At 44.8% G+C, this 19565-nt stretch carries 19 protein-coding genes; all 19 read left to right on the plus strand.

All coding sequences use genetic code 11. From position 1 onward, the window contains the following. The first annotated feature begins 37 nt into the window (after positions 1-37). The gene (locus ABEW32_RS04110; protein ID WP_430184956.1) at positions 38-1381 is read left to right on the plus strand and encodes an aminotransferase-like domain-containing protein; all 1344 of its coding nucleotides are present in this window, start codon (positions 38-40) and stop codon (positions 1379-1381) included. Positions 1382-1542: 161 nt separating this feature from the next. Beyond that, positions 1543-1902: a histidine triad nucleotide-binding protein gene (locus tag ABEW32_RS04115; protein WP_013372152.1), complete on the plus strand. Its 360-nt coding sequence runs from the start codon at positions 1543-1545 to the stop codon at positions 1900-1902. Between the two features lie 170 nt (positions 1903-2072). Then, the gene (gene rpsU, locus ABEW32_RS04120) at positions 2073-2246 is read left to right on the plus strand and encodes a 30S ribosomal protein S21 (RefSeq protein ID WP_005547957.1); all 174 of its coding nucleotides are present in this window, start codon (positions 2073-2075) and stop codon (positions 2244-2246) included. 16 nt (positions 2247-2262) lie between these two features. After that, complete coding sequence (locus ABEW32_RS04125; protein ID WP_013372151.1) at positions 2263-2706, plus strand: GatB/YqeY domain-containing protein; 444 nt, start codon at positions 2263-2265, stop codon at positions 2704-2706. A gap of 279 nt (positions 2707-2985) precedes the next feature. Then, the gene (locus tag ABEW32_RS04130) at positions 2986-4353 is read left to right on the plus strand and encodes an NfeD family protein (protein WP_430184959.1); all 1368 of its coding nucleotides are present in this window, start codon (positions 2986-2988) and stop codon (positions 4351-4353) included. Between the two features lie 43 nt (positions 4354-4396). Next, entirely contained in the window at positions 4397-5398 is a 1002-nt protein-coding gene (gene floA, locus ABEW32_RS04135) for a flotillin-like protein FloA (protein WP_430184961.1), read from the plus strand. Positions 5399-5441: 43 nt separating this feature from the next. After that, on the plus strand, positions 5442-6020 hold the full coding sequence (locus ABEW32_RS04140; protein WP_430184963.1) for a hypothetical protein: 579 nt from the start codon (positions 5442-5444) through the stop codon (positions 6018-6020). A gap of 408 nt (positions 6021-6428) precedes the next feature. Then, entirely contained in the window at positions 6429-7838 is a 1410-nt protein-coding gene (gene bcaP / locus ABEW32_RS04145; RefSeq protein ID WP_430184965.1) for a branched-chain amino acid transporter BcaP, read from the plus strand. A gap of 405 nt (positions 7839-8243) precedes the next feature. After that, on the plus strand, positions 8244-8537 hold the full coding sequence (gene yqfC, locus ABEW32_RS04150) for a sporulation protein YqfC (RefSeq protein WP_430184967.1): 294 nt from the start codon (positions 8244-8246) through the stop codon (positions 8535-8537). Next, positions 8534-9727 (plus strand): sporulation protein YqfD, encoded by a 1194-nt coding sequence (yqfD, locus tag ABEW32_RS04155; RefSeq protein ID WP_430184969.1) that lies wholly within the window; start codon positions 8534-8536, stop codon positions 9725-9727. Before yqfC ends, yqfD begins: the two co-directional genes overlap by 4 nt. A 6-nt stretch (positions 9728-9733) precedes the next feature. Next, entirely contained in the window at positions 9734-10705 is a 972-nt protein-coding gene (locus ABEW32_RS04160; RefSeq protein ID WP_430184971.1) for a PhoH family protein, read from the plus strand. Between the two features lie 94 nt (positions 10706-10799). Next, positions 10800-13046: an HD family phosphohydrolase gene (locus ABEW32_RS04165; protein ID WP_430184973.1), complete on the plus strand. Its 2247-nt coding sequence runs from the start codon at positions 10800-10802 to the stop codon at positions 13044-13046. A gap of 55 nt (positions 13047-13101) precedes the next feature. After that, on the plus strand, positions 13102-13599 hold the full coding sequence (gene ybeY / locus ABEW32_RS04170) for an rRNA maturation RNase YbeY (protein WP_430184975.1): 498 nt from the start codon (positions 13102-13104) through the stop codon (positions 13597-13599). Next, a complete protein-coding gene (locus tag ABEW32_RS04175; RefSeq protein WP_430184977.1) occupies positions 13599-13973 on the plus strand; it encodes a diacylglycerol kinase family protein in 375 nt (124 codons plus the stop codon). Before ybeY ends, ABEW32_RS04175 begins: the two co-directional genes overlap by 1 nt. 50 nt (positions 13974-14023) lie before the next feature. Beyond that, the gene (era, locus tag ABEW32_RS04180) at positions 14024-14926 is read left to right on the plus strand and encodes a GTPase Era (protein WP_025679640.1); all 903 of its coding nucleotides are present in this window, start codon (positions 14024-14026) and stop codon (positions 14924-14926) included. A 305-nt stretch (positions 14927-15231) separates the two neighbouring features. Then, positions 15232-15369, plus strand: a complete 138-nt coding sequence (locus tag ABEW32_RS04185; protein ID WP_013372137.1) for a YqzL family protein — start codon at positions 15232-15234, stop codon at positions 15367-15369. A 42-nt stretch (positions 15370-15411) separates the two neighbouring features. Next, on the plus strand, positions 15412-16164 hold the full coding sequence (gene recO / locus ABEW32_RS04190) for a DNA repair protein RecO (RefSeq protein WP_430184979.1): 753 nt from the start codon (positions 15412-15414) through the stop codon (positions 16162-16164). A gap of 411 nt (positions 16165-16575) precedes the next feature. Next, positions 16576-17463 (plus strand): glycine--tRNA ligase subunit alpha, encoded by an 888-nt coding sequence (gene glyQ, locus ABEW32_RS04195; RefSeq protein ID WP_016821582.1) that lies wholly within the window; start codon positions 16576-16578, stop codon positions 17461-17463. Continuing rightward, entirely contained in the window at positions 17456-19531 is a 2076-nt protein-coding gene (gene glyS, locus ABEW32_RS04200) for a glycine--tRNA ligase subunit beta (protein WP_430184982.1), read from the plus strand. Before glyQ ends, glyS begins: the two co-directional genes overlap by 8 nt. The last annotated feature ends 34 nt before the right edge of the window (positions 19532-19565 follow it).

A 19565-nucleotide genomic window follows, 5' to 3' on the forward strand; every position in this document is an offset into this window, starting at 1 on the left:
ACATAAAGAGGATGTACAGAACAGGGAGGAGGATACTGTGAAAAAATATGTTTCGATTTTATTGGATATAGAGCTTAAAATCCGCGAGGGACAATATAGATCTGGTTACAAACTGCCGTCAGTCCGAGATGCATCAGTGTTATACAGGTGCAGCAAAAGCACAATTCTGCGAGCCTATGCTGAGCTTGAAAGGAAGCATGCCATATATTCCATACCGCAAAGCGGATACTATGTAGTGGAAAATCCTAGCGATGTACACAATAGCCATATCCAAGACGGTGTTAATTTTGCTTCAGCATCCCCGGATTTAAATGTATTCCCATATCTGGATTTTCAGCATTGTCTGAATCAGGCTATCGACACCTACAAATATCATCTATTCACTTACGGGGATTCGCAAGGATTGGAAACCTTACGTCATACGCTTGTTTCCCATTTGGCGGATACTCAGGTGTTTGCAAAAAAAGATCGGATTATCGTTACTTCAGGTGTTCAACAGGCATTAGAGATACTCGCCAAAATGCCGTTTCCCAACGGCAAAGAAAAGATTTTGGTTGAGCAGCCCAGTTACGATATTTATTTGCGTTTTTTGGAGGAAGAGAACATACCGGTTAATACGATTCCCCGGACAGCGCAAGGTATGGATTTTCATGAGTTGGAGAATCAATTTAAGCGGGAAAACATCAAATTTTTTTATACAATGTCAAGGCATCATAATCCTATGGGGATCTCCTATAACGTGGAGGAACGAAAAACCATAGCGGCCTTAGCCGCCAAATATGATGTATACATCGTAGAAGATGACTATATGGCTGATTTGGGAGATGATCATCTTGTTGATCCCATTTATGCTCACGATCAAAAGGAGCACACAATTTATTTGAAAAGCTTCTCGAAAATCATTTTCCCTGGCTTGCGCCTAGGGGTTGCGGTACTGCCAGAGATCCTATTAAAAACGTTCAGTACCTATAAAAGATATGTCGACACGTCGATTTTGTCTCAGGCAGCACTTGATATCTATATTAAAAATGGAATGTACGAACGCCACAAACACACAATATGCAAACTGTATTCGGAGCGCGTTCGTATGTTGAACAAGGCAGTGGAGCGATACAATCAGAATGGGGTTATTCAAACTCCTGCTGTAACCTCAGGTGTTTATACGCAGTTTAAACTGCCAAGGACAGTGAATTTGGAGCGTGTGGTACACAGCCTTGACGCGAAAAACATTCAGGTTGTAGTTGGCAAAGGCTTTTATTTAACCAGCTACAAGGAACAAGAAAAATTTTTGCGCATTAGTATTTCGCGTGCACAGCCAGACCAAATCGATCAAGGGGTTAAGTCTATAATAGAGGAAGTTAGTAAGGGAAACTGGTATTAAGCCCCATTTTCCGTTATGATACATATAGAAACACAGGCATAATCAATCATGATTGGTTATGTTTCTGTTTGGTGTGTTAAATACATAACTTTGAATGCCGAGAGCAAGGACTACTTGTGTTAATTGCTTATGATCGGCTCACTGCCAAAGGAGGGTTTTGAATGGACGATCTGTTTTTGAAAATTGTAGATGGAAGCATTCCTAGCAAAAAGGTGTTGGAAACCGACAATGTGCTCGCATTTCATGACATCCAGCCTGCGGCGCCAGTACACGTGCTCATTATTCCAAAAAAATACATTCCTTCAATGAATGCTGTAACGGAGGAGGATCTTCCTCTTATCGCGGAGATTCATCGTGTTGCGGTTGAGGTTGCGAAAAAGTTGGGAATCGCTGAGTCCGGTTATCGGTTGATTAACAACTGCGGTCCGGATAGTGGACAAGCGGTAGGACATCTGCATTATCACTTGCTGGGCGGCGCCAAATTAGGTGCCTTGACAGGTATTTCGGACTCACATTCTTAAAAATGACAGAGCTAGTCTTTTCAGTAATACGGAAGTAACGGGAAAAAAAGTTCCTTCTATGTACTCATTTTTTCTTATAGGTTGACACCTGGTTTCCGTTTCACCTATAATAAAATTTGATGAACCGTGTTATTGCTCTTGGACGGTCTGGTCGGAGGGAGGGAAAACTGGTGTCTGAAACTAAAGTTCGCAAAAACGAGACAATTGATGCTGCACTTCGTCGCTTTAAACGCTCCATTGCTAAGGATGGCGTATTGGCTGAGGTGAAGAAACGCAAGCATTATGAAAAGCCAAGCGTAAAGCGCAAGAAAAAGTCCGAGGCTGCTCGTAAGAGAAAGTTCTAGGAGGATCTAAGTAATCATGAATTTGAGCGAACGATTGAACGAAGATATGAAGCAAGCAATGAAGAGTAAGGACAAGTTCAAACTCTCCACCATTCGAATGGTTCGTTCTACGATTAAAAATCTTGAAATAGATTTGAAACGGAATTTGGACGACAACGAAGTGCTTGATATTCTGAGTCGTGAGATCAAACAGCGAAAAGATGCCCTCCATGAGTTTGAAAAAGCCGGTCGTGATGAACTTGCGACAAGCACTAAAGCAGAAATAGAGATCATCGCTCAGTACCTTCCTGAACAACTTTCTGAAGAAGAAATTAAAGTTATTGTACAGCAGACCATCCAGGAAACCGGTGCTTCTTCGAAAGCCGAGATGGGGAAAGTAATGACGGCCTTAATGCCTAAGGTAAAAGGTCGTGCTGACGGTAAGCTCGTGAACCAGGCGGTTCAGCAATTTCTGCAATAAACCCTGCGACAAACAGGAAAACACAACACCCTCTGTTTACAGAGGGTGTTATTTCTATATGTGTGATGCCTGCCGTAGAATAAAATAGTGGATGTATTTTTATGAATGCGTTTTCATAAATTGAGTGAAACGTGGTGTCCGTTGGGGGCGTAAAGTATTTGACAGGCGTCAGGATTAGCAATATACCCAGTAATTTCACATTAAATCCTGAAAACTGTATAGTTTGTCTAACAAAGTTTGGTATGCTGTAACAAGAAAAGATCGAAAGGGGGGGAAGAAATGCGTAGAGAACATCACCATTCCAGCCGTAAATTGATCTTTTTAACGTTGTGGGTCATGATATCCGTTTTGTTGCTACCCTTAGTTCATTCTGGATCAGCGGCGGCTCAAACAAAAGGTGGAGCAGTGTTTGTGATACCAGTTGATCAGGAAATTGAACAAGGTTTGGGCGAATTTATGGAACGTGGATTTGCTGAAGCAGTTGATTCCAAAGCAGGACTGATTTTACTGGATATCAACACTCCAGGTGGACGGGTAGATACAGCGGAGAAGCTGGGCAAGCTGATTAAAGACAGTCCCATTCCAACCGTAGCCTATATAAAGGGCGAAGCAGCCTCAGCGGGTAGCTATATTGCGTTGAGTGCAAACAAGATTGCTATGAAACCGGGGAGTATTATCGGAGCAGCAGCGTTAGTAGATGGCAGGGGGAAGGCTATTACAGACCCAAAAACGATAGCTTGGTGGAAGAGTAGCATGGCATCTGCCGCAGAAGCTGGCGGACGCAATCCGGATATTGCTAGAGGTATGGTTGACGCCAAAACGGCGCTATCTATCCCGGAGATGAACTTTAATAAGGAAAATGGCCAGATCATTTCTTTAACCAGTGAGGAAGCACTGAAATTGGGGTATGCGGATCATATCGCATCCTCAGAACAAGAAGTTATTCAGTGGATGGGCTTCAGTGCGGATGATGTAATCCATGTGGAACATACATGGGCTGAAAAAGCAGCCGAGATATTGACCCATCCGATCGTGCAGACATTGCTTTTATTTATTGGCATCGCGGGTGTAGTTATTGAACTGCTTGTACCAGGCTTTGGTATACCTGGAATTTTGGGTGCACTTGGATTTGGTTTGTATTTCTTTGGCAACTATATCGCTGGTTTTGCAGGCTCGGAGACGTGGCTGTTGTTCATAATCGGTCTGGCGCTGCTCATACTTGAAATGTTTATCCCAAGCTTTGGAATCCTGGGTATTTTGGGCTCCATCAGCCTTGTGGCGGGTGTGGTGCGCGCGGCTTACAACATGCAGCATGCGTTTATATCTTTGGGGATTGCCTTTGCGGCCGCCGTTGCTGTGGTGGCGATCATCGCAGTTGTTTTTAAAGACCGAGGGATATGGAATCGTTTTATACTTCAGGAAAGTTTAACGGCTGACCGAGGATTTTCTTCGGTTGTGAATCGGGAAACGTTATTAGGTCAGAGAGGGGTCAGTCTGACTCCATTGCGTCCAGCTGGAACGGTGCTGATCGCTGATGAACGAGTAGATGTCGTAACAAACGGGGAGTTTATCGCCCCAGATATGCCGGTTATCGTATCCAAAGTAGAAGGCGGACGAATTGTAGTCAAGGCAGATGTAAGTGTCTGAGCAAGCAAACAACGAAGAATTAGATTAATGGAGGATGATGCGAGTGTTCGAATCGGGTATTGTCAGCATTTTGCTGATTGCCGTAGTAGCGATTATTGTATTGAGCGTGTTTTTTAGTTTCTTCCCAGTGATGCTGTGGATTTCGGCGTTGGCTTCAGGGGTGCGGATCGGTATCATTACGCTGGTAGCTATGCGGTTGCGGCGTGTCACACCAAGCCGAATTGTCAATCCCCTCATTAAGGCTACCAAAGCTGGCCTGGGCTTAAATATTAACCAACTGGAAAGTCATTTTCTCGCAGGGGGGAATGTAGACCGAGTGATCAATGCGCTGATTGCCGCGCAGCGAGCTAACATTCCGCTTGAATTTGAACGTGCGGCTGCGATTGACCTTGCGGGACGGGATGTGCTGCAAGCGGTCCAAATGAGTGTTAATCCGCGTGTTATTGAGACACCTATCGTTGCTGCGGTCGCCAAGGATGGTATCGAAGTGAAGGTTAAAGCTCGTGTTACGGTGCGTGCCAACATTGATCGACTCGTCGGTGGTGCCGGAGAGGAAACGATTATTGCTCGGGTTGGTGAAGGTATCGTAACAACGGTGGGTTCCAGTAACTCGCATAAAGACGTGCTGGAAAACCCGGACTCCATTTCGAGAACCGTATTGTCCAAAGGTTTGGATGCAGGGACTGCCTTTGAAATTTTATCGATTGATATTGCAGACGTTGATGTAGGTAAAAATATCGGTGCCTTCCTGCAAACAGAGCAGGCAGAAGCTGACAAACGTATTGCGCAGGCAAAAGCTGAAGAACGGCGCGCGATGGCTGTGGCGCAGGAACAGGAAATGAAAGCGCGTGTCGTAGAGATGAGAGCACGTGTGGTGGAATCCGAATCCGAAGTGCCTTTGGCAATGGCTGAAGCACTGCGCGGTGGTAAACTTGGTGTCATGGACTACATGAATTTAAAAAATATTGAGGCAGATACGCAAATGCGTAGTTCCTTAGGTAAACCGAATGAGAACTCGGGGAATGATAACAAGAACCGGGATTAACTAACAGACGGGCCGATGAACTATAGCAGTTAGGCGGTGAGTAATGAATTTTATCAGCTGGATCTTTGAGCATTTGTATATCCTGATCGTGATTGGCTTTGCGCTCGTGTCCTTCTTGGGGAAAAGTATTCAAGGTGCAAACCGGAAGTCTCCGCCGCGACAAGGTATGCCTACCTTTGGTGGAGATCATGGTTCCCGAGGCACCTCGACGTACCCCAGACCTCTCACAACGGAGCCTGGGCAAGATCAACATCGACAGGAGGTTACTGGAGAGCTGCAACGTCAATTTCCTAATGAGCGACGGGCGGTGATGGAAGCTCGGCGTATAGAAGAAGTGGGAGACGGGCTGGAACAGGCAGAACAGATAGGCCTGGATTCATTAGATAATGGTACGACTCTAGAGGATCGGATTCGTATTATGGAAGAAGAACGAAGGATGGTTTTAGCTCGTCTTGATCGTATATCCAATGCGAGAGATTCGGAGGAAATTACAGATGGGCTAGAGCAAACTTCGCAAGAGCGTGGTAGAGTGAATGCAGATGACCTACGCAGAGGTGTAATTTGGGCAGAGATATTAGGGCCTCCGCGTTCCAAGCGTTACATGGGTGGAGGAAGACGTTAAAATAATGATAGATCCGTTACGGCTTTGGCTGTGGCGGATCTTTTTTTTGATGCTTATGGATACATAGACAGGCTCAGAATAAAAAAAGACTTAACGACAAATGCTCTAATTACCTGACAACGAATGTGATAATTACAGCTTATTCACATGTGCTGTCATCTAAAAAGACGGCATATTGTCTAATTTGGAATCTGATTTATGAAAATATTTATGTGAAAAATGATCAAATGTAACAATATGAACGAAGCTTTCCGAAAGTCGTTTTCATTTTTTCTTTTTTATATATAATGTTCTCAACAAAGATATTTATGAAAATTTACTCCATATTTAGCTAAAATTTGATTTATTTCGAGGTGATCTTACAGGGTTATACCAAACGTGAAAATTTACTTTAGGAGGATGGGATGGATGGGGAATAGCTTGTTTAGAAAGAAGAATATTGATCAGCTGATTGCTGCTACACGGGGAGAAAAAGCGCTTAAAAGAGAATTAGGTGCGTTTGATTTAACAATGCTTGGGATTGGAGCTATTATCGGAACGGGAATCTTTGTGTTGACAGGTACGGGGGCAGTTACGGCTGGACCGGGCCTGGTCATGTCCTTTGTGATCGCAGGGCTCGCTTGTTTATTTGCAGCAATGGCTTATGCTGAGTTTGCTTCCACCGTTCCAGTATCCGGTTCGGTTTACACTTTTACATATGCTACGATGGGGGAGCTATTGGCTTTTATTATCGGCTGGGATTTAGTTTTGGAATATATGTTGGCCGCCAGTGCTGTTTCTGCAGGTTGGTCGGGTTATTTTGTATCCTTCTTGAAAGGAATTGGTCTTCATATTCCGATTGAATTCACTGCTGCTCCAGGAGCTTTAAAAGACCAATCAACTTACTTTAATCTTCCAGCTTTTTTAATTTTGATGGCTATTACGTGCTTGCTTTATTTTGGGATAAAAGAATCCAAACGAATTAACAACATCATGGTGATTGTTAAAATTGTTGTCGTTTTATTGTTTATCATTGTTGCTGTTAAATATGTAAAGCCAGACAACTGGACATCATTTATGCCATTTGGTTTTAAAGGAGTGTTTGGAGCCGCAGCTCTTGTATTTTTTGCTTTCATTGGCTTTGATGCCGTTTCATCAGCCGCTGAAGAAACCAAAAACCCAGCTCGTGATTTACCGCGTGGCATTATTTTCTCACTTGCTATTTGTACGCTTTTGTACGTGATCGTTAGCGCCATTATGACAGGTATTGTGCCGTTTATGCAATTTGAAGGTGTCTCCCATCCAGTGTCATTAGTTTTGCAGGTTGCCGGTCAGAATTGGGTGGCAGGTATTGTGGATATCGGAGCCATCTTGGGGATGACCACGGTCATGCTGGTAATGTTATATGGTCAAACCCGTATTATGTTTGCGATGTCACGTGATGGCTTAGTGCCTAAAGTATTGTCAAAGGTTCATCCCAAATATAAAACACCCTATATTAACACGTTGTTTTTTGGTACTTTATCTGCATTAATGGGTGGGTTGATCCCGCTGGATGAGTTAGCAAGCTTGGTGAACATTGGAACCTTATCAGCATTTATTTTAATTTCGGTCGCTGTCATAGTGATGAGAAAAACACAACCTGATTTGCCAAGAGCCTTCCGATGTCCTGGGGTTCCATTCATCCCAATTCTGGCTATCATTTCATGTGGGGTGCTTATTCTCAATCTGAATGGTCAGACATTTATTCGTTTTATCATTTGGCTTGTTATTGGTATTGCTATTTACTTTTTATACTCCAGAAAAAACTCGCTTTTGAATCGGGATTCCGAAAACTAAACGATGTATAATAGTGAAATTAAAAAGACCGTCTTGTTTTGATATGAAACAGGGTGGTCTTTTTTTTCGTGAATTTTTAGAAAGCACGCGTCTCTTCCCTCTTCAATATCCCAGTTGCTATGAATTGTAAGTTTAGCCTCATAAATGCGATGACTGGATCATAAAATGTACAGTACAGATATCTGTGACGCTGGTGTAACGGCGTTCAGTGATGATCGAGACATAGGATGAAACTAATGGATAATAACGAGAAATTAAAAAATAGCAGCATAGCTGCTGTCGTAACAACGATGGAGTGCTAATGGTAATAACAGAAGATTATAAAAAAGCAGCATAGCTGCCATCAAACAACTATTAGCCGTTGGATAACAGTTGTTCTGATGACAGGAAAGGAGATTTCGCCGTATGAGCCGGATGAGCCGCAAGCTGCGAAAGTGGGCCAGCGAGACGTTGGAGCTTCCGCAGGACATTCTATTTGACCTGCCGCGGTTAACCCTCATCGGCAACCGCCAGCTTTATGTAGAGAATCACCGGGGTGTGATGGATTTCACGCCAGATCAACTCGTACTTGCACTTGGGCAAGGCAGGCTAAGGGTGTCAGGCCATGATCTGATTATTACGTCTATCCTGCCAGATCAGGTAAGTGTAGAGGGCCATATTACGGATATTCAAATGGAAGGAACGGAGGAAGGCTCGTGAAACATCCCGCTTTAGCAAAGCTGCGTGGCACGGTTACCCTAGCTGTCGAGGGCGAAAGTGTGGAAGCTTTCATTAATTTGCTTACTGAACACCATATACCTGTCTGGAATGTGCGGCCAATGGATGCTAGACATGCAGAAATGAACCTTCTGCTGCCGCACGTCTTCCTGTTGCGTCCGCTTTTGAGAAGGACAGGCTGCAGAATGCATATTCTAAAGCGTCAAGGACTTCCCTTCACTGTGGTACGGCTCGCCAAACGCAAATTTTTTCTCGCAGGACTGGCCTTGTTTTGGATAGGCCTCCTGCTGATGTCATCGCTCATCTGGGATATTGAAGTGAAGGGGAATGATAAGCTCCCAACGGAATCCGTTCTCAAAGCAGCCCGGCAGGAGGGGCTTTATCCGTTTCAATGGAGCTTTCGTCTTTCCAGCCAGGACAAGCTTTCACGTGCACTCATGCAGAAGCTTCCAGAAGCCTCCTGGATCGGTGTGGAAAGGCAGGGGACCCTGGTGACCATTCAGGTCGTTGAAGCTTCACAGCCGACTCCTCCGCCGCTATATAGTCCACGTCATCTCGTCAGCAAGGCGGATGCGGTGGTCACGGAAATTTTTGCCGAACAGGGTCGTCCTGTTGTGCATAAAAATACGCGTGTTAAAAAAGGAGCTATTCTCATTTCAGGAACGCTTGGAGATGAGGAGAATCAGCAACAGGTCGTAGCCAAGGGAGAGGTTAAGGGACTTGTGTGGCATGAATACGAAATTAGTAGTCCTATGGTACAACGCAGCAGCACATATACAGGTAACCGCCATGATCGCTTGTATCTGGTGCTAGGCGATCATGCGATACAATTGTGGGGATATGGGAAAATACCTTATTCTACGCATAAAACAACCGTTGAACATGATCCGCTAACATGGCGTTCCTACAAACTTCCGATAGGTTGGATGAATGAAAGTGTGAGGGAGACCAAGATACAGGAGCAGAAGTTAACGGAAACAGATGCCAAAATGTCAGGTATAGAAGGCGCGCGCGCGGATATTTTAGCTAAATACGGCAAAGGAACGAAAATATTGAGCCAAAAAATTTTGCATGAGAAGAGAGAGAATGGTAAAGTTTATATGAAAGTACTTTTTGAAGTGGAACAGGATATTGCGGAAGAACTTCCGTTAGTTCATAACCAAGGAGAATGAGGCTATTTGGCAGAACAACAACGCAGCATACAAATTGCATTGAACAGTGCGGGAGAAGGTCAGGCTTTATTCGGCCCGCAGGATTCCTTTTTAAAATTGATCGAGGCAGCTATTCCTGCGAAAATAGCATCTCGTGAGGCGGAAATTAATGTTTTTGGTGATGCTCACGAAGTGGAAATGCTCGAACAATTGTTCGATGTTTTGCTCCAATTAATTCGTAATGGGTATATCCTGACCGAAAGGGACGTCCATTATGCGATTGAGTTAGCAAAAGATCTGCGCGCTGATCAGTTGCTTGATTTGTTCAAGGGAGAAATTACGACGACGTTCCGGGGCAAACCGATTCGCGTCAAAACAATTGGACAAAAGCATTATGTAACCACGATTAAGAAACGCGATATTGTATTTGGGATTGGCCCGGCGGGTACTGGTAAAACCTATCTGGCTGTAGTGCTGGCCGTAGCTGCTCTGAAAGAAGGTTCAGTCAAGCGTATTGTACTGACTCGTCCTGCGGTAGAAGCTGGTGAGAACTTGGGCTTTTTGCCTGGGGACTTGCAGGAAAAGGTTGATCCGTATTTACGTCCGCTGTATGATGCCCTATACGATGTGATAGGGCCAGAGCAGACGGCAAAAGCGCTGGAGCGCGGATTAATAGAAATTGCGCCACTGGCTTATATGCGGGGGCGTACGCTGGATGACTCATTTATCATTTTGGATGAAGCCCAAAACACCACACCGGAGCAAATGAAAATGTTTTTGACACGACTTGGCTTCGGTTCCAAAATGGTTATTACCGGCGATGTTACGCAAATTGATTTGCCTCGTGGCAAAAAATCCGGTCTAATTGAAGCGAATGCGATTTTAAAAGGGATTGAGGAAATAGGCTTTGTCCAGTTTGCGGAAGAGGATGTTGTCCGTCATTCCCTGGTTCAAAAAATCATCGTGGCATATGACCGTGTTGCTGAAAATCAAGCATAAGCCCTTGGGCAAGAGTACAGTGTGCACGATCAAAAACGTATAAAACGAGCAGCATAGCTGCCTTGAAAAAGATGATGGAGAGGGATTGTTTTAGATGACCTCGAAGGAATTATCTAAAGGAAAAACGTTCCAACATAGAATGAATGGATGGAAGTATAGCGTGGCGACACGCTATCTTCTGTTTTTATTTTTGGTGGTTCTTTTTTATGTGGGTTTTGCTTCCAAGCTGCTTCCCGAACGCTATGACATTCGCGTGAATCAACCGAGTGAAAAGGAAATTGTCGCTCCAATGCAGCTTCCCAATAGTAAGGCGACTTTGAAGGCCCAGGAGGAATCAGCTGAGCGCGTACAGCCCATGTATACCATTGTACCGATCCGCAACGATAACCTGATTACCGGTATTTTGGATCGAATTGAACGGCTTAATCAGGATGATCAAGTCTCCAGAGCGGACAAGATTTCAATTTATAAGGATGAGATTCCTCAACGTGCACGGGAGTTTGTACAAAATTTTGTGAACAACAGCCGTAATGCGGATGCTTATCCAGATAAGCTGCTCGATGAGGTGCTGGAGAAAACGAAAGAGCAAACGTATCGAATTCCAGAGGAGACATTCATCAAAATTCCGCGACTTACATCTGAGGATATTGCTGAAATGCGGCCCGTAGCGCGTGAGATTGTGACAGGATTGATGAATGATCAAATTACGGATGCTCAGACAGCCCGAGCCAAGGTAGCTGAACGTGTGAGTACAAGCTCGCTTACCAAACGTACCTCCCGGGAGGTTGTTCAGGAACTTGCGAGGCTTGTGATTACAGCCAACAAGTTTTATGATGATACAGCTACGAAAGATGCCAAAGTACAGGCTCGTGAAGATACACCGACAGTTTACATTAAGCAGGGTGAAGTACTCGTCAAAAAGGGTGAGATTATTACCCAGGAAATCTATACATTGCTTGATGAGAATGAGCTGCTTAAGGATAAAATTAACTATTGGCCACAATTCGGCTTGCTGATGCTGTCTATGATGCTGGCATTGGGTCTGTTTATGTATATTCGTCAATTCCAATCACGAACACGAAACTTCAAGTATAATAATGCTCAGTTGCTCATGCTGGTGTTAATCTTTGTGATTACAGTGGGGGCGATGTTGTTAATTTCCATACTGCAGACTAGTGAACGTTCCTATCTCGGCTATCTAGCACCTATTGCGCTTGGGGCTATGCTCGTAACGCTGTTGCTTGATATGTCGCTGGCATTCGTATGTGCCGTTATATTCAGTATATTGGCAAGTGTGATTTTGAATGTTCGCCAGGGACAGATTTTTGATTTTAATTTTGGATTCTTTGCCCTTGTGGTTTGTCTGGCGTCGATTTTTTCCACGCACCGGGCCAGCCAGCGTTCGACGCTGTTCAAGGGCGCTATCATGGTATGCCTGTTTGGGGCTTTGGCTGTTTTTTCTCTGGCTCTGATTGACCAAGGGAATTGGACTCAAACGACGACACTGTATGGGGTAGCCTTTGCTTTTGCAGGCGGTCTGGTTACAGCGATCCTTGTTATAGGGCTAATGCCATTTTTTGAGTCCACTTTTGGCATCTTGTCGGCACTGAAGCTTGTCGAGCTGTCAAATCCCAATCATCCACTGCTCCGCAAGCTGCTTACCGAGACTCCTGGTACATATCATCATAGCGTAATGGTAGGGAATCTCTCGGAGGCCGCAGCGGAGGCTATAGGAGCCAATGGGTTGTTGTGCCGGGTTGGTTCGTATTATCATGACATTGGTAAAACCAAAAGGCCTTCGTACTTTATTGAAAATCAAAATGGGATGGAAAATCCACATGATACAATAGAGCCCAAGCTGAGTAAATCTATCATTATAGCCCATGCTCGTGACGGTGTGGAGATGCAATTGGATTACAAGCTACCCAAGCCGATTCGTGATATAGCTGAACAGCACCACGGAACGACATTCCTGCACTATTTTTACCACAAGGCATTGCGTGAGGCGGAAGAGCGGGGGGTGGAGCCTGACTTTACGGAGGATGATTTCCGTTATCCGGGACCGAAGGCTCAGTCGAAAGAGGCTGCTGTAGTGGGAATTGCTGATAGTGTGGAAGCAGCAGTTCGTTCCTTACGAAAACCTACAGTGGAACAGGTAGAGTCCATGATTGAAAAAATTATTAAGAGTCGTCTAGATGATCACCAGTTTAACGACTGTGAACTGACCATGAGGGAGCTTGATATCGTGGCTCAGACTCTCAAGGAAACAGTAATGGGAATTTTCCATTCCCGTATTGAATATCCAGAGGAAAGACCCAAGCCTGAAAATGGAAAAGCTTAATATAACTTGTGCATAAAGCACAGCTAAAGCATTAGAATTAAAAGGAGCGGTTGGCATGGGCCTTCAATTAGCTTGGAATAATGAACAAAACGATATGGTAATTAACGAATCGTTAATCTCGCTTCTTAACACCTTATTAGAGCAGGCTGGCAAAGCGGAAGGGGTTACAGATGGTGAGGTTGCTCTTACCTTCGTGAATGATGATCAAATTCATGAGTTAAATAGAGACTATCGGGGAATTGATCGTCCTACCGATGTGTTGTCTTTTGCAATGAAGGAAACACTGGATGAAGAGCTTGAAATTATCTACGAACCAACGGAAGAAGATGCATTAAATGATGTACCGGATGTTCTGGGGGATATTATTATCTCTGTACAGACCGCACAAGCTCAAAGCGAAGAATATGGACATTCAATCGAGCGTGAAATCGGATTTTTGTTTGTTCACGGCTTTCTGCATCTGTTAGGCTATGATCATCAAGATGATGCCAGTGAAGCCGAAATGATGGGTAAGCAGGAAGCCGTGCTGGCCCAAGTGGGGTTGACACGGTAATGAGACGTCAGCCTTGGAGAATGACCTTTCGCTATGCCGCAGAAGGCGTGATATACGCTCTGCGTACGCAAGTAAATATGCGGATACATGTGGTCGTGGCGCTTCTTGTCATTGTAGCAGGTTTAATTCTGCACATCTCCCGGCTCGACTGGTTATTCGTGTGCATGGCCATCGCTATAGTCATGGTAGCCGAACTAATCAACACCGCTGTTGAAGCAGCGGTGGATCTGATCTCACCTGATATCCACCCGCTGGCCAAAGCGGCAAAAGACACCGCCGCCGGAGCCGTGCTCCTGGCAGCGGTTTTTGCTGTAATTATTGGCATATTTGTATTTTATAGACCTTTGTTGACGTTAGTGAATCAGTTGCTTTAATGAAAAAGCAAAATAAAAATTAGGTGCTTAATCGCGCTGGAGGAAATAAAATGGCTAAGAAACACTTTAAATCTGGCTTTGTCGCAATTGTTGGCAGACCCAATGTCGGAAAATCAACATTGATGAATCATGTTATTGGGCAGAAGATTGCCATCATGTCAGACAAGCCCCAAACGACACGGAATAAAATTCACGGTGTATATACCACAGAGGACACACAGATTGTATTTTTGGATACACCAGGAATTCACAAGCGTCAGTCAAAACTGGGCGATTATATGAATCAGACCGCTTTTAACACGTTGGGTGAAGTAGAAGCTGTGCTTTTTCTTATCGATGCTGCTGAAGGCTTAGGCGGAGGCGACCGTTTTATTGCAGAACAGCTTAAACAAGTAAAGACACCAGTTATATTGGTATTAAATAAAATTGACCGCATTGAGCCAGAAGCATTGTTGCCTTTGATTGAGCAGTATCGCAAGCTGTATGACTTTGCGGAAATTGTGCCGATTTCAGCTAAAATGGGTAATAATGTAAACACTCTGCTGGATCAAGTTCAAAAATACTTGCCAGAAGGTCCGCAATATTATCCTGATGACCAAATTACCGACCATCCGGAACAGTTCGTCATTGCAGAGCTGGTCCGTGAAAAGATTTTGCACATGACACGTGAGGAAGTACCCCATTCGATCGCGGTTATGATTGAAGACATGAAGGTGCAGGATAATGGTGTAGTGCATATTATGGCGGTTATTTTTGTAGAGCGTGATTCCCAGAAGGGAATCATTATCGGCAAACAGGGAGCCATGCTCAAAGAGGTGGGCAAACAAGCCCGTCAAGATATCCAAAACCTGCTAGGCTCCAAAATTTTCCTGGAACTTTGGGTTAAGGTCAAAAAAGACTGGCGTAACCAGGAACGTGTCCTTCGTGACCTCGGCTTCCACCGCGACGCTTAAAAGCAGATATCGATATCTACGATCCCTTTAGTCTAAAGGTTTACTGAGAGCTAAAATGATATTAAATAAATATGTATAGTTGTTGTAGTCATAAAAAAAGCCGTACCGATCTCTACGACGGAGATAAGTATCAGTCTTCTAATCATCCCAAGCGCCGCGCATATGCGGCGCCTAACTTCTTGCACTTTTACCCTTTTCTTCCAGTGATTTAAGTAATCCATTTATTTCATCGCATACTTCCCCTCTCTTCGCATCATCCTATTTTTGAGATGCAGACGTCATTTCCGAAGAAAGGATGAATACGAATGCGAGATTTTTCGTGGAAGTATTTTGCGATGACTGGAGATGTCGGTGCGTATCTGTTATACAGGGAGAGCGCCGTGACAAGGGAGCAAGACACGGATGAAGGAGAGTCGGACGAGCATGAAGAAGCCCGTGAATAATGCGAACCACTGGCTTCTTCGCGAATGTTTGGGGGAAGAAGCATGCTTTACAGGATGGAAGGAATCGTCATCCGCAGCATGGATTACGGTGAAGGGAACAAAATTATTACGCTTTGCACCGAAAGCGGAGGCAAAGTAGGTGTGTTGGTCAGAGGTGCGAAAAAATCGAAAAGCCGTCATGCCGCTTTAACGCAGCCGTTTACGTACGGTGAATTTGTTTTTTTTCGCAACACTGGTTTAGGCACGTTGAATGCCGGTGAAATTATCCAATCCCACCATACACTGCGCGAAGATATTACAAAAGCTGCTTACGCTTCCTATGCCTGTGAATTGCTAGACAGGGTATTACAGGATGAAGAGACAGGCGTCTTTTGGTTTAAGCAGCTTAAAGCTTGTTTGAAGGCATTGGAGAGTGGCAAAGATCCGGTGATCGTCTTGAGTATTTATGAATTTAAAATATTGCAGGCGGCCGGATATGCGCCTCAGCTGGATGCTTGTATTTCAAGCGGTCAACAATGTGCTGATGAGGATATGTTTATCAGCCCAAGGTTAGGCGGGGTTTTATGTCGGGGCTACAAGCATTTTGATCCGGCTGCATTGAGCGTGACTCCACGTACGTTGAAGTTGCTGCGCTTGTTCGCGCAAATAGATTTGAATCGACTCGGCAATATTGACGTGAAGGACTCCACCAAGCTGGAGATCAAGCATGTCATGCGTCAGTTCATGGATATGCAGTTGGAGGTCAAGCTAAAATCCCGGAATTTTCTGGACCAGCTTGATAAGTACGATATGTGAAATACCGAGTGTTCGCTTGACTGCATTGCTGAAAACGTGTAATATCCTACTATATATCTATCTCCCTTTTGGGAGCAGATGCATTGAACGAGAAAGTAACGGGACGTATTCTCTGTAGTTAGCGAGTTGGGGACGGTGTAAGCCCAGCGGGAATTCTTCGTGAACATGGCACTCGGGAGCGTCTGAATGACACGGAAAAGAGGATTACGATCTGACTGGTGATGTAGGATCGCAATCAAGTAGGGTGGAACCGCGGGAGTCAGCTCTCGTCCCTACGTCTGTACAGGCGTAGAGGCGGGGGCTTTTTGCTGTCTCTGGCAAGGCTTATGGGATGAATTAGCCCTGTACATATGAGCTTAAAGATTAGAAATCACCGACATTTTAGGAAAGTTGGAAAGGAAGCGTGTACCCATGAATTTTCAGCAGATGATTTTAACGCTGCAACAATTTTGGTCAGAACACAACTGTATTATTGTACAGCCTTATGATACGGAAAAAGGGGCAGGTACGATGAACCCGATGACGTATTTACGTTCAATCGGACCAGAACCGTGGAACGTAGCTTATGTTGAGCCTTCTCGCCGTCCATCAGACGGACGTTATGGTGAGAATCCGAATCGTCTGTATCAGCATCATCAGTTTCAAGTCGTTTTGAAGCCTTCACCTGATAACATTCAGGAATTGTATCTGGAGAGTTTGAACCGGTTGGGCATCAATCCTCTGGAGCATGATATTCGTTTTGTTGAAGATAACTGGGAAGCACCAACGCTGGGAGCCTGGGGATTAGGCTGGGAAGTATGGCTAGACGGTATGGAAATTACTCAATTCACGTATTTCCAGCAAGTAGGCGGCATTGATGCCAGTCCAGTTGCGGTTGAAATTACGTACGGAATGGAGCGTCTTGCTTCCTACATCCAGGACAAGGAAAATGTATTCGATTTGGAATGGGTCAATGGAATCTCGTACGGTGACGTTTTCCATCAACCAGAATTTGAGCATTCTAAATATACGTTCGAAGTATCTGATGTCAAAATGTTATTTACTCTTTTTAATATGTATGAAGAAGAGGCGAATAAAGCGATGGCGCAGCATCTTGTTTTCCCAGCCTATGATTATGTGCTGAAATGCTCCCACACGTTCAACTTGCTGGATGCTCGTGGAGCAATTAGTGTAACGGAACGGACTGGCTTTATTATTCGAGTACGTAATTTGGCGCGCCAGGTCGCTGCGACCTATTTGGAGGAGCGCGAGAAGCTGGGCTTCCCGCTGTTGAAGAAAGGAGGTGCGGCAAATGTCTAAGGATCTACTGTTTGAGATCGGGTTGGAAGAAGTGCCCGCACGTTTTATCCCGAATGCGATTCAGCAGTTGAAGGAGCGCATGACGGCTTGGCTCGACAGCTCGCGTATTGCTTACAGTGCTGTAGAGGCTTATGCTACACCTCGTCGTTTGGCGGTACTTGTTAAGGAAGTAGCGGAGAAGCAAGAAGATATTAACGAAGAAGTTAAAGGACCTTCCCGCAAAATCGCACTCGATGAAGCTGGTAACTGGAGTAAGGCTGCTCTAGGCTTTGCCCGCAGTCAAGGTGTTGATCCTGAGCAGTTCACGTTCAAAGAGCTTGGTGGCGTGGAATATATTTACGCGACCAAGAGCAGCATAGGTGTACCGACGGCAGATGTGCTGTCCGAAGGTCTACTACACATTTTACATGCTATGACATTCCCTAAATTTATGCGCTGGGCGAGTTATGACTTTAAATTTGTTCGTCCAATCCGCTGGTTGGTTGCTTTGTTTGGTAACGATATTGTTAATTTGGAGATTGCTGGCGTGCAGTCCGGAAATGTGACAAGAGGACATCGTTTCCTTGGACAGGAGGCTGTTGTAGAAAGTCCAGCAGACTATGTCGAAGTGCTTCGCAAGCAGCATGTCATTGTGGACATTGAGGAACGTCAATCACTTATTCTGAAGCAGATTGAAGCATTGGCTACCGAAAAAGACTGGACGATTGCGGTCAAGGATGATTTGCTGGAAGAAGTGCTGTATCTGGTGGAAACTCCAACAGTGCTGTTCGGAGGCTTTGATCCTGCGTTCTTGAACATTCCGAAGGATGTATTGATTACTTCCATGCGTGAACACCAACGCTATTTCCCAGTGCTGGATCGCACAGGAAAGCTCCTGCCATACTTTGTTACGGTACGTAATGGTGGCAGTGCATCGCTGGAAGTCATCGCAAAAGGAAACGAAAAAGTGTTGCGTGCGCGGCTGTCTGATGCCAAATTCTTCTACGAAGAAGATCAGAAGCTAGAAATTAAGGATGCCCTCTCCAAGCTGGAAAGTATCGTATTCCACGAAGAGCTGGGAACGGTTGGAGACAAAGTACGCCGAATTCGCCGCATTGCTGATGCTTTGGCAGAGAAGCTTCGTGTTTCCCCGGATACACAGGAATCGGTTAGCCGAGCCGCAGATATTTGTAAATTTGACCTTGTAACACAAATGGTCTATGAATTTCCGGAACTGCAAGGAGTTATGGGTGAGGATTATGCTCGCAAGGCTGGAGAGAAGGAAGAAGTGGCAAGAGCGGTATTTGAGCATTACCAGCCGAGATATGCAGGAGAAACGGTTCCTTCAACGAACGCTGGTGCGATTGTAAGTATCGCAGACAAGATCGATACCATTACAGGCTGCTTCTCCATCGGTATTATTCCGACAGGTTCACAGGACCCTTACGCGCTTCGTCGCCAGGCTGCGGGCATCGTGCAGATCCTGTTGGATCGTAAGCTTTCGGCTACGTTGTCTGATGTGTTCAATATCGCGCTCGATGTGCACAGTAACTTTGGAAATATGAAACGTTCTGCAGAAGAAATACGTAAAGAATTACATGAGTTTTTCGGATTGCGCGTGAAGAAACTATTGTCCGAGACACTTCGTTATGACGTTGTGGATGCAGTGCTTTCAGCTGGATATGACGATGTTGCTTCTGTAGTTAACCGTGGAGCTGCTTTAATGACTGCCGTACAAACGGGTGATGTATTCAAGGCAACAGTGGAGTCTTTCAATCGCGTAGCTAATTTGGCTGCTAAAGCAGTTCACAAGTCAGTGAATACGGGTGAATTTACGGAAGATGGCGAGAAAAACCTATACGAGGCATGGTATGGCGTCTATGAGTCCTATTGTACAGCTTTACAGGAAGGCGATGCGACACAAGCGTTGACGCTTGCTTCATCTATAACTCCTGCAGTAACGGCGTTCTTTGATTCCGTTATGGTTATGGCTGAGGATGACGCTGTACGTAATAATCGTTTGGCATTACTGGCTGCTATTGACTCAGAATTGAAGCGTTTTGCTGATTTTTCCAAGCTTGTAGTTTAAACGTCGGTTGTGGTAGTATGAACAACTTGAAAAA

The sequence above is a fragment of the Paenibacillus jamilae genome (genome assembly GCF_050482105.1).
In the GTDB taxonomy this organism is placed as follows: Bacteria; Bacillota; Bacilli; order Paenibacillales; family Paenibacillaceae; genus Paenibacillus; species Paenibacillus jamilae_B.

Coding starts and splice junctions, on each gene's coding strand:
- ABEW32_RS04130 (WP_430184959.1), top strand. CDS start 2,986: ATGCGTAGAGAACATCACCATTCCAGCCGTAAATTGATCTTTTTAACG.
- ABEW32_RS04125 (WP_013372151.1), top strand. CDS start 2,263: ATGAATTTGAGCGAACGATTGAACGAAGATATGAAGCAAGCAATGAAG.
- era (WP_025679640.1), top strand. CDS start 14,024: ATGGCTAAGAAACACTTTAAATCTGGCTTTGTCGCAATTGTTGGCAGA.
- recO (WP_430184979.1), top strand. CDS start 15,412: ATGCTTTACAGGATGGAAGGAATCGTCATCCGCAGCATGGATTACGGT.
- ABEW32_RS04115 (WP_013372152.1), top strand. CDS start 1,543: ATGGACGATCTGTTTTTGAAAATTGTAGATGGAAGCATTCCTAGCAAA.
- ABEW32_RS04165 (WP_430184973.1), top strand. CDS start 10,800: ATGACCTCGAAGGAATTATCTAAAGGAAAAACGTTCCAACATAGAATG.
- glyS (WP_430184982.1), top strand. CDS start 17,456: ATGTCTAAGGATCTACTGTTTGAGATCGGGTTGGAAGAAGTGCCCGCA.
- bcaP (WP_430184965.1), top strand. CDS start 6,429: ATGGGGAATAGCTTGTTTAGAAAGAAGAATATTGATCAGCTGATTGCT.
- yqfC (WP_430184967.1), top strand. CDS start 8,244: ATGAGCCGGATGAGCCGCAAGCTGCGAAAGTGGGCCAGCGAGACGTTG.
- ABEW32_RS04140 (WP_430184963.1), top strand. CDS start 5,442: ATGAATTTTATCAGCTGGATCTTTGAGCATTTGTATATCCTGATCGTG.
- ABEW32_RS04185 (WP_013372137.1), top strand. CDS start 15,232: ATGCGAGATTTTTCGTGGAAGTATTTTGCGATGACTGGAGATGTCGGT.
- ABEW32_RS04175 (WP_430184977.1), top strand. CDS start 13,599: ATGAGACGTCAGCCTTGGAGAATGACCTTTCGCTATGCCGCAGAAGGC.
- glyQ (WP_016821582.1), top strand. CDS start 16,576: ATGAATTTTCAGCAGATGATTTTAACGCTGCAACAATTTTGGTCAGAA.
- ybeY (WP_430184975.1), top strand. CDS start 13,102: ATGGGCCTTCAATTAGCTTGGAATAATGAACAAAACGATATGGTAATT.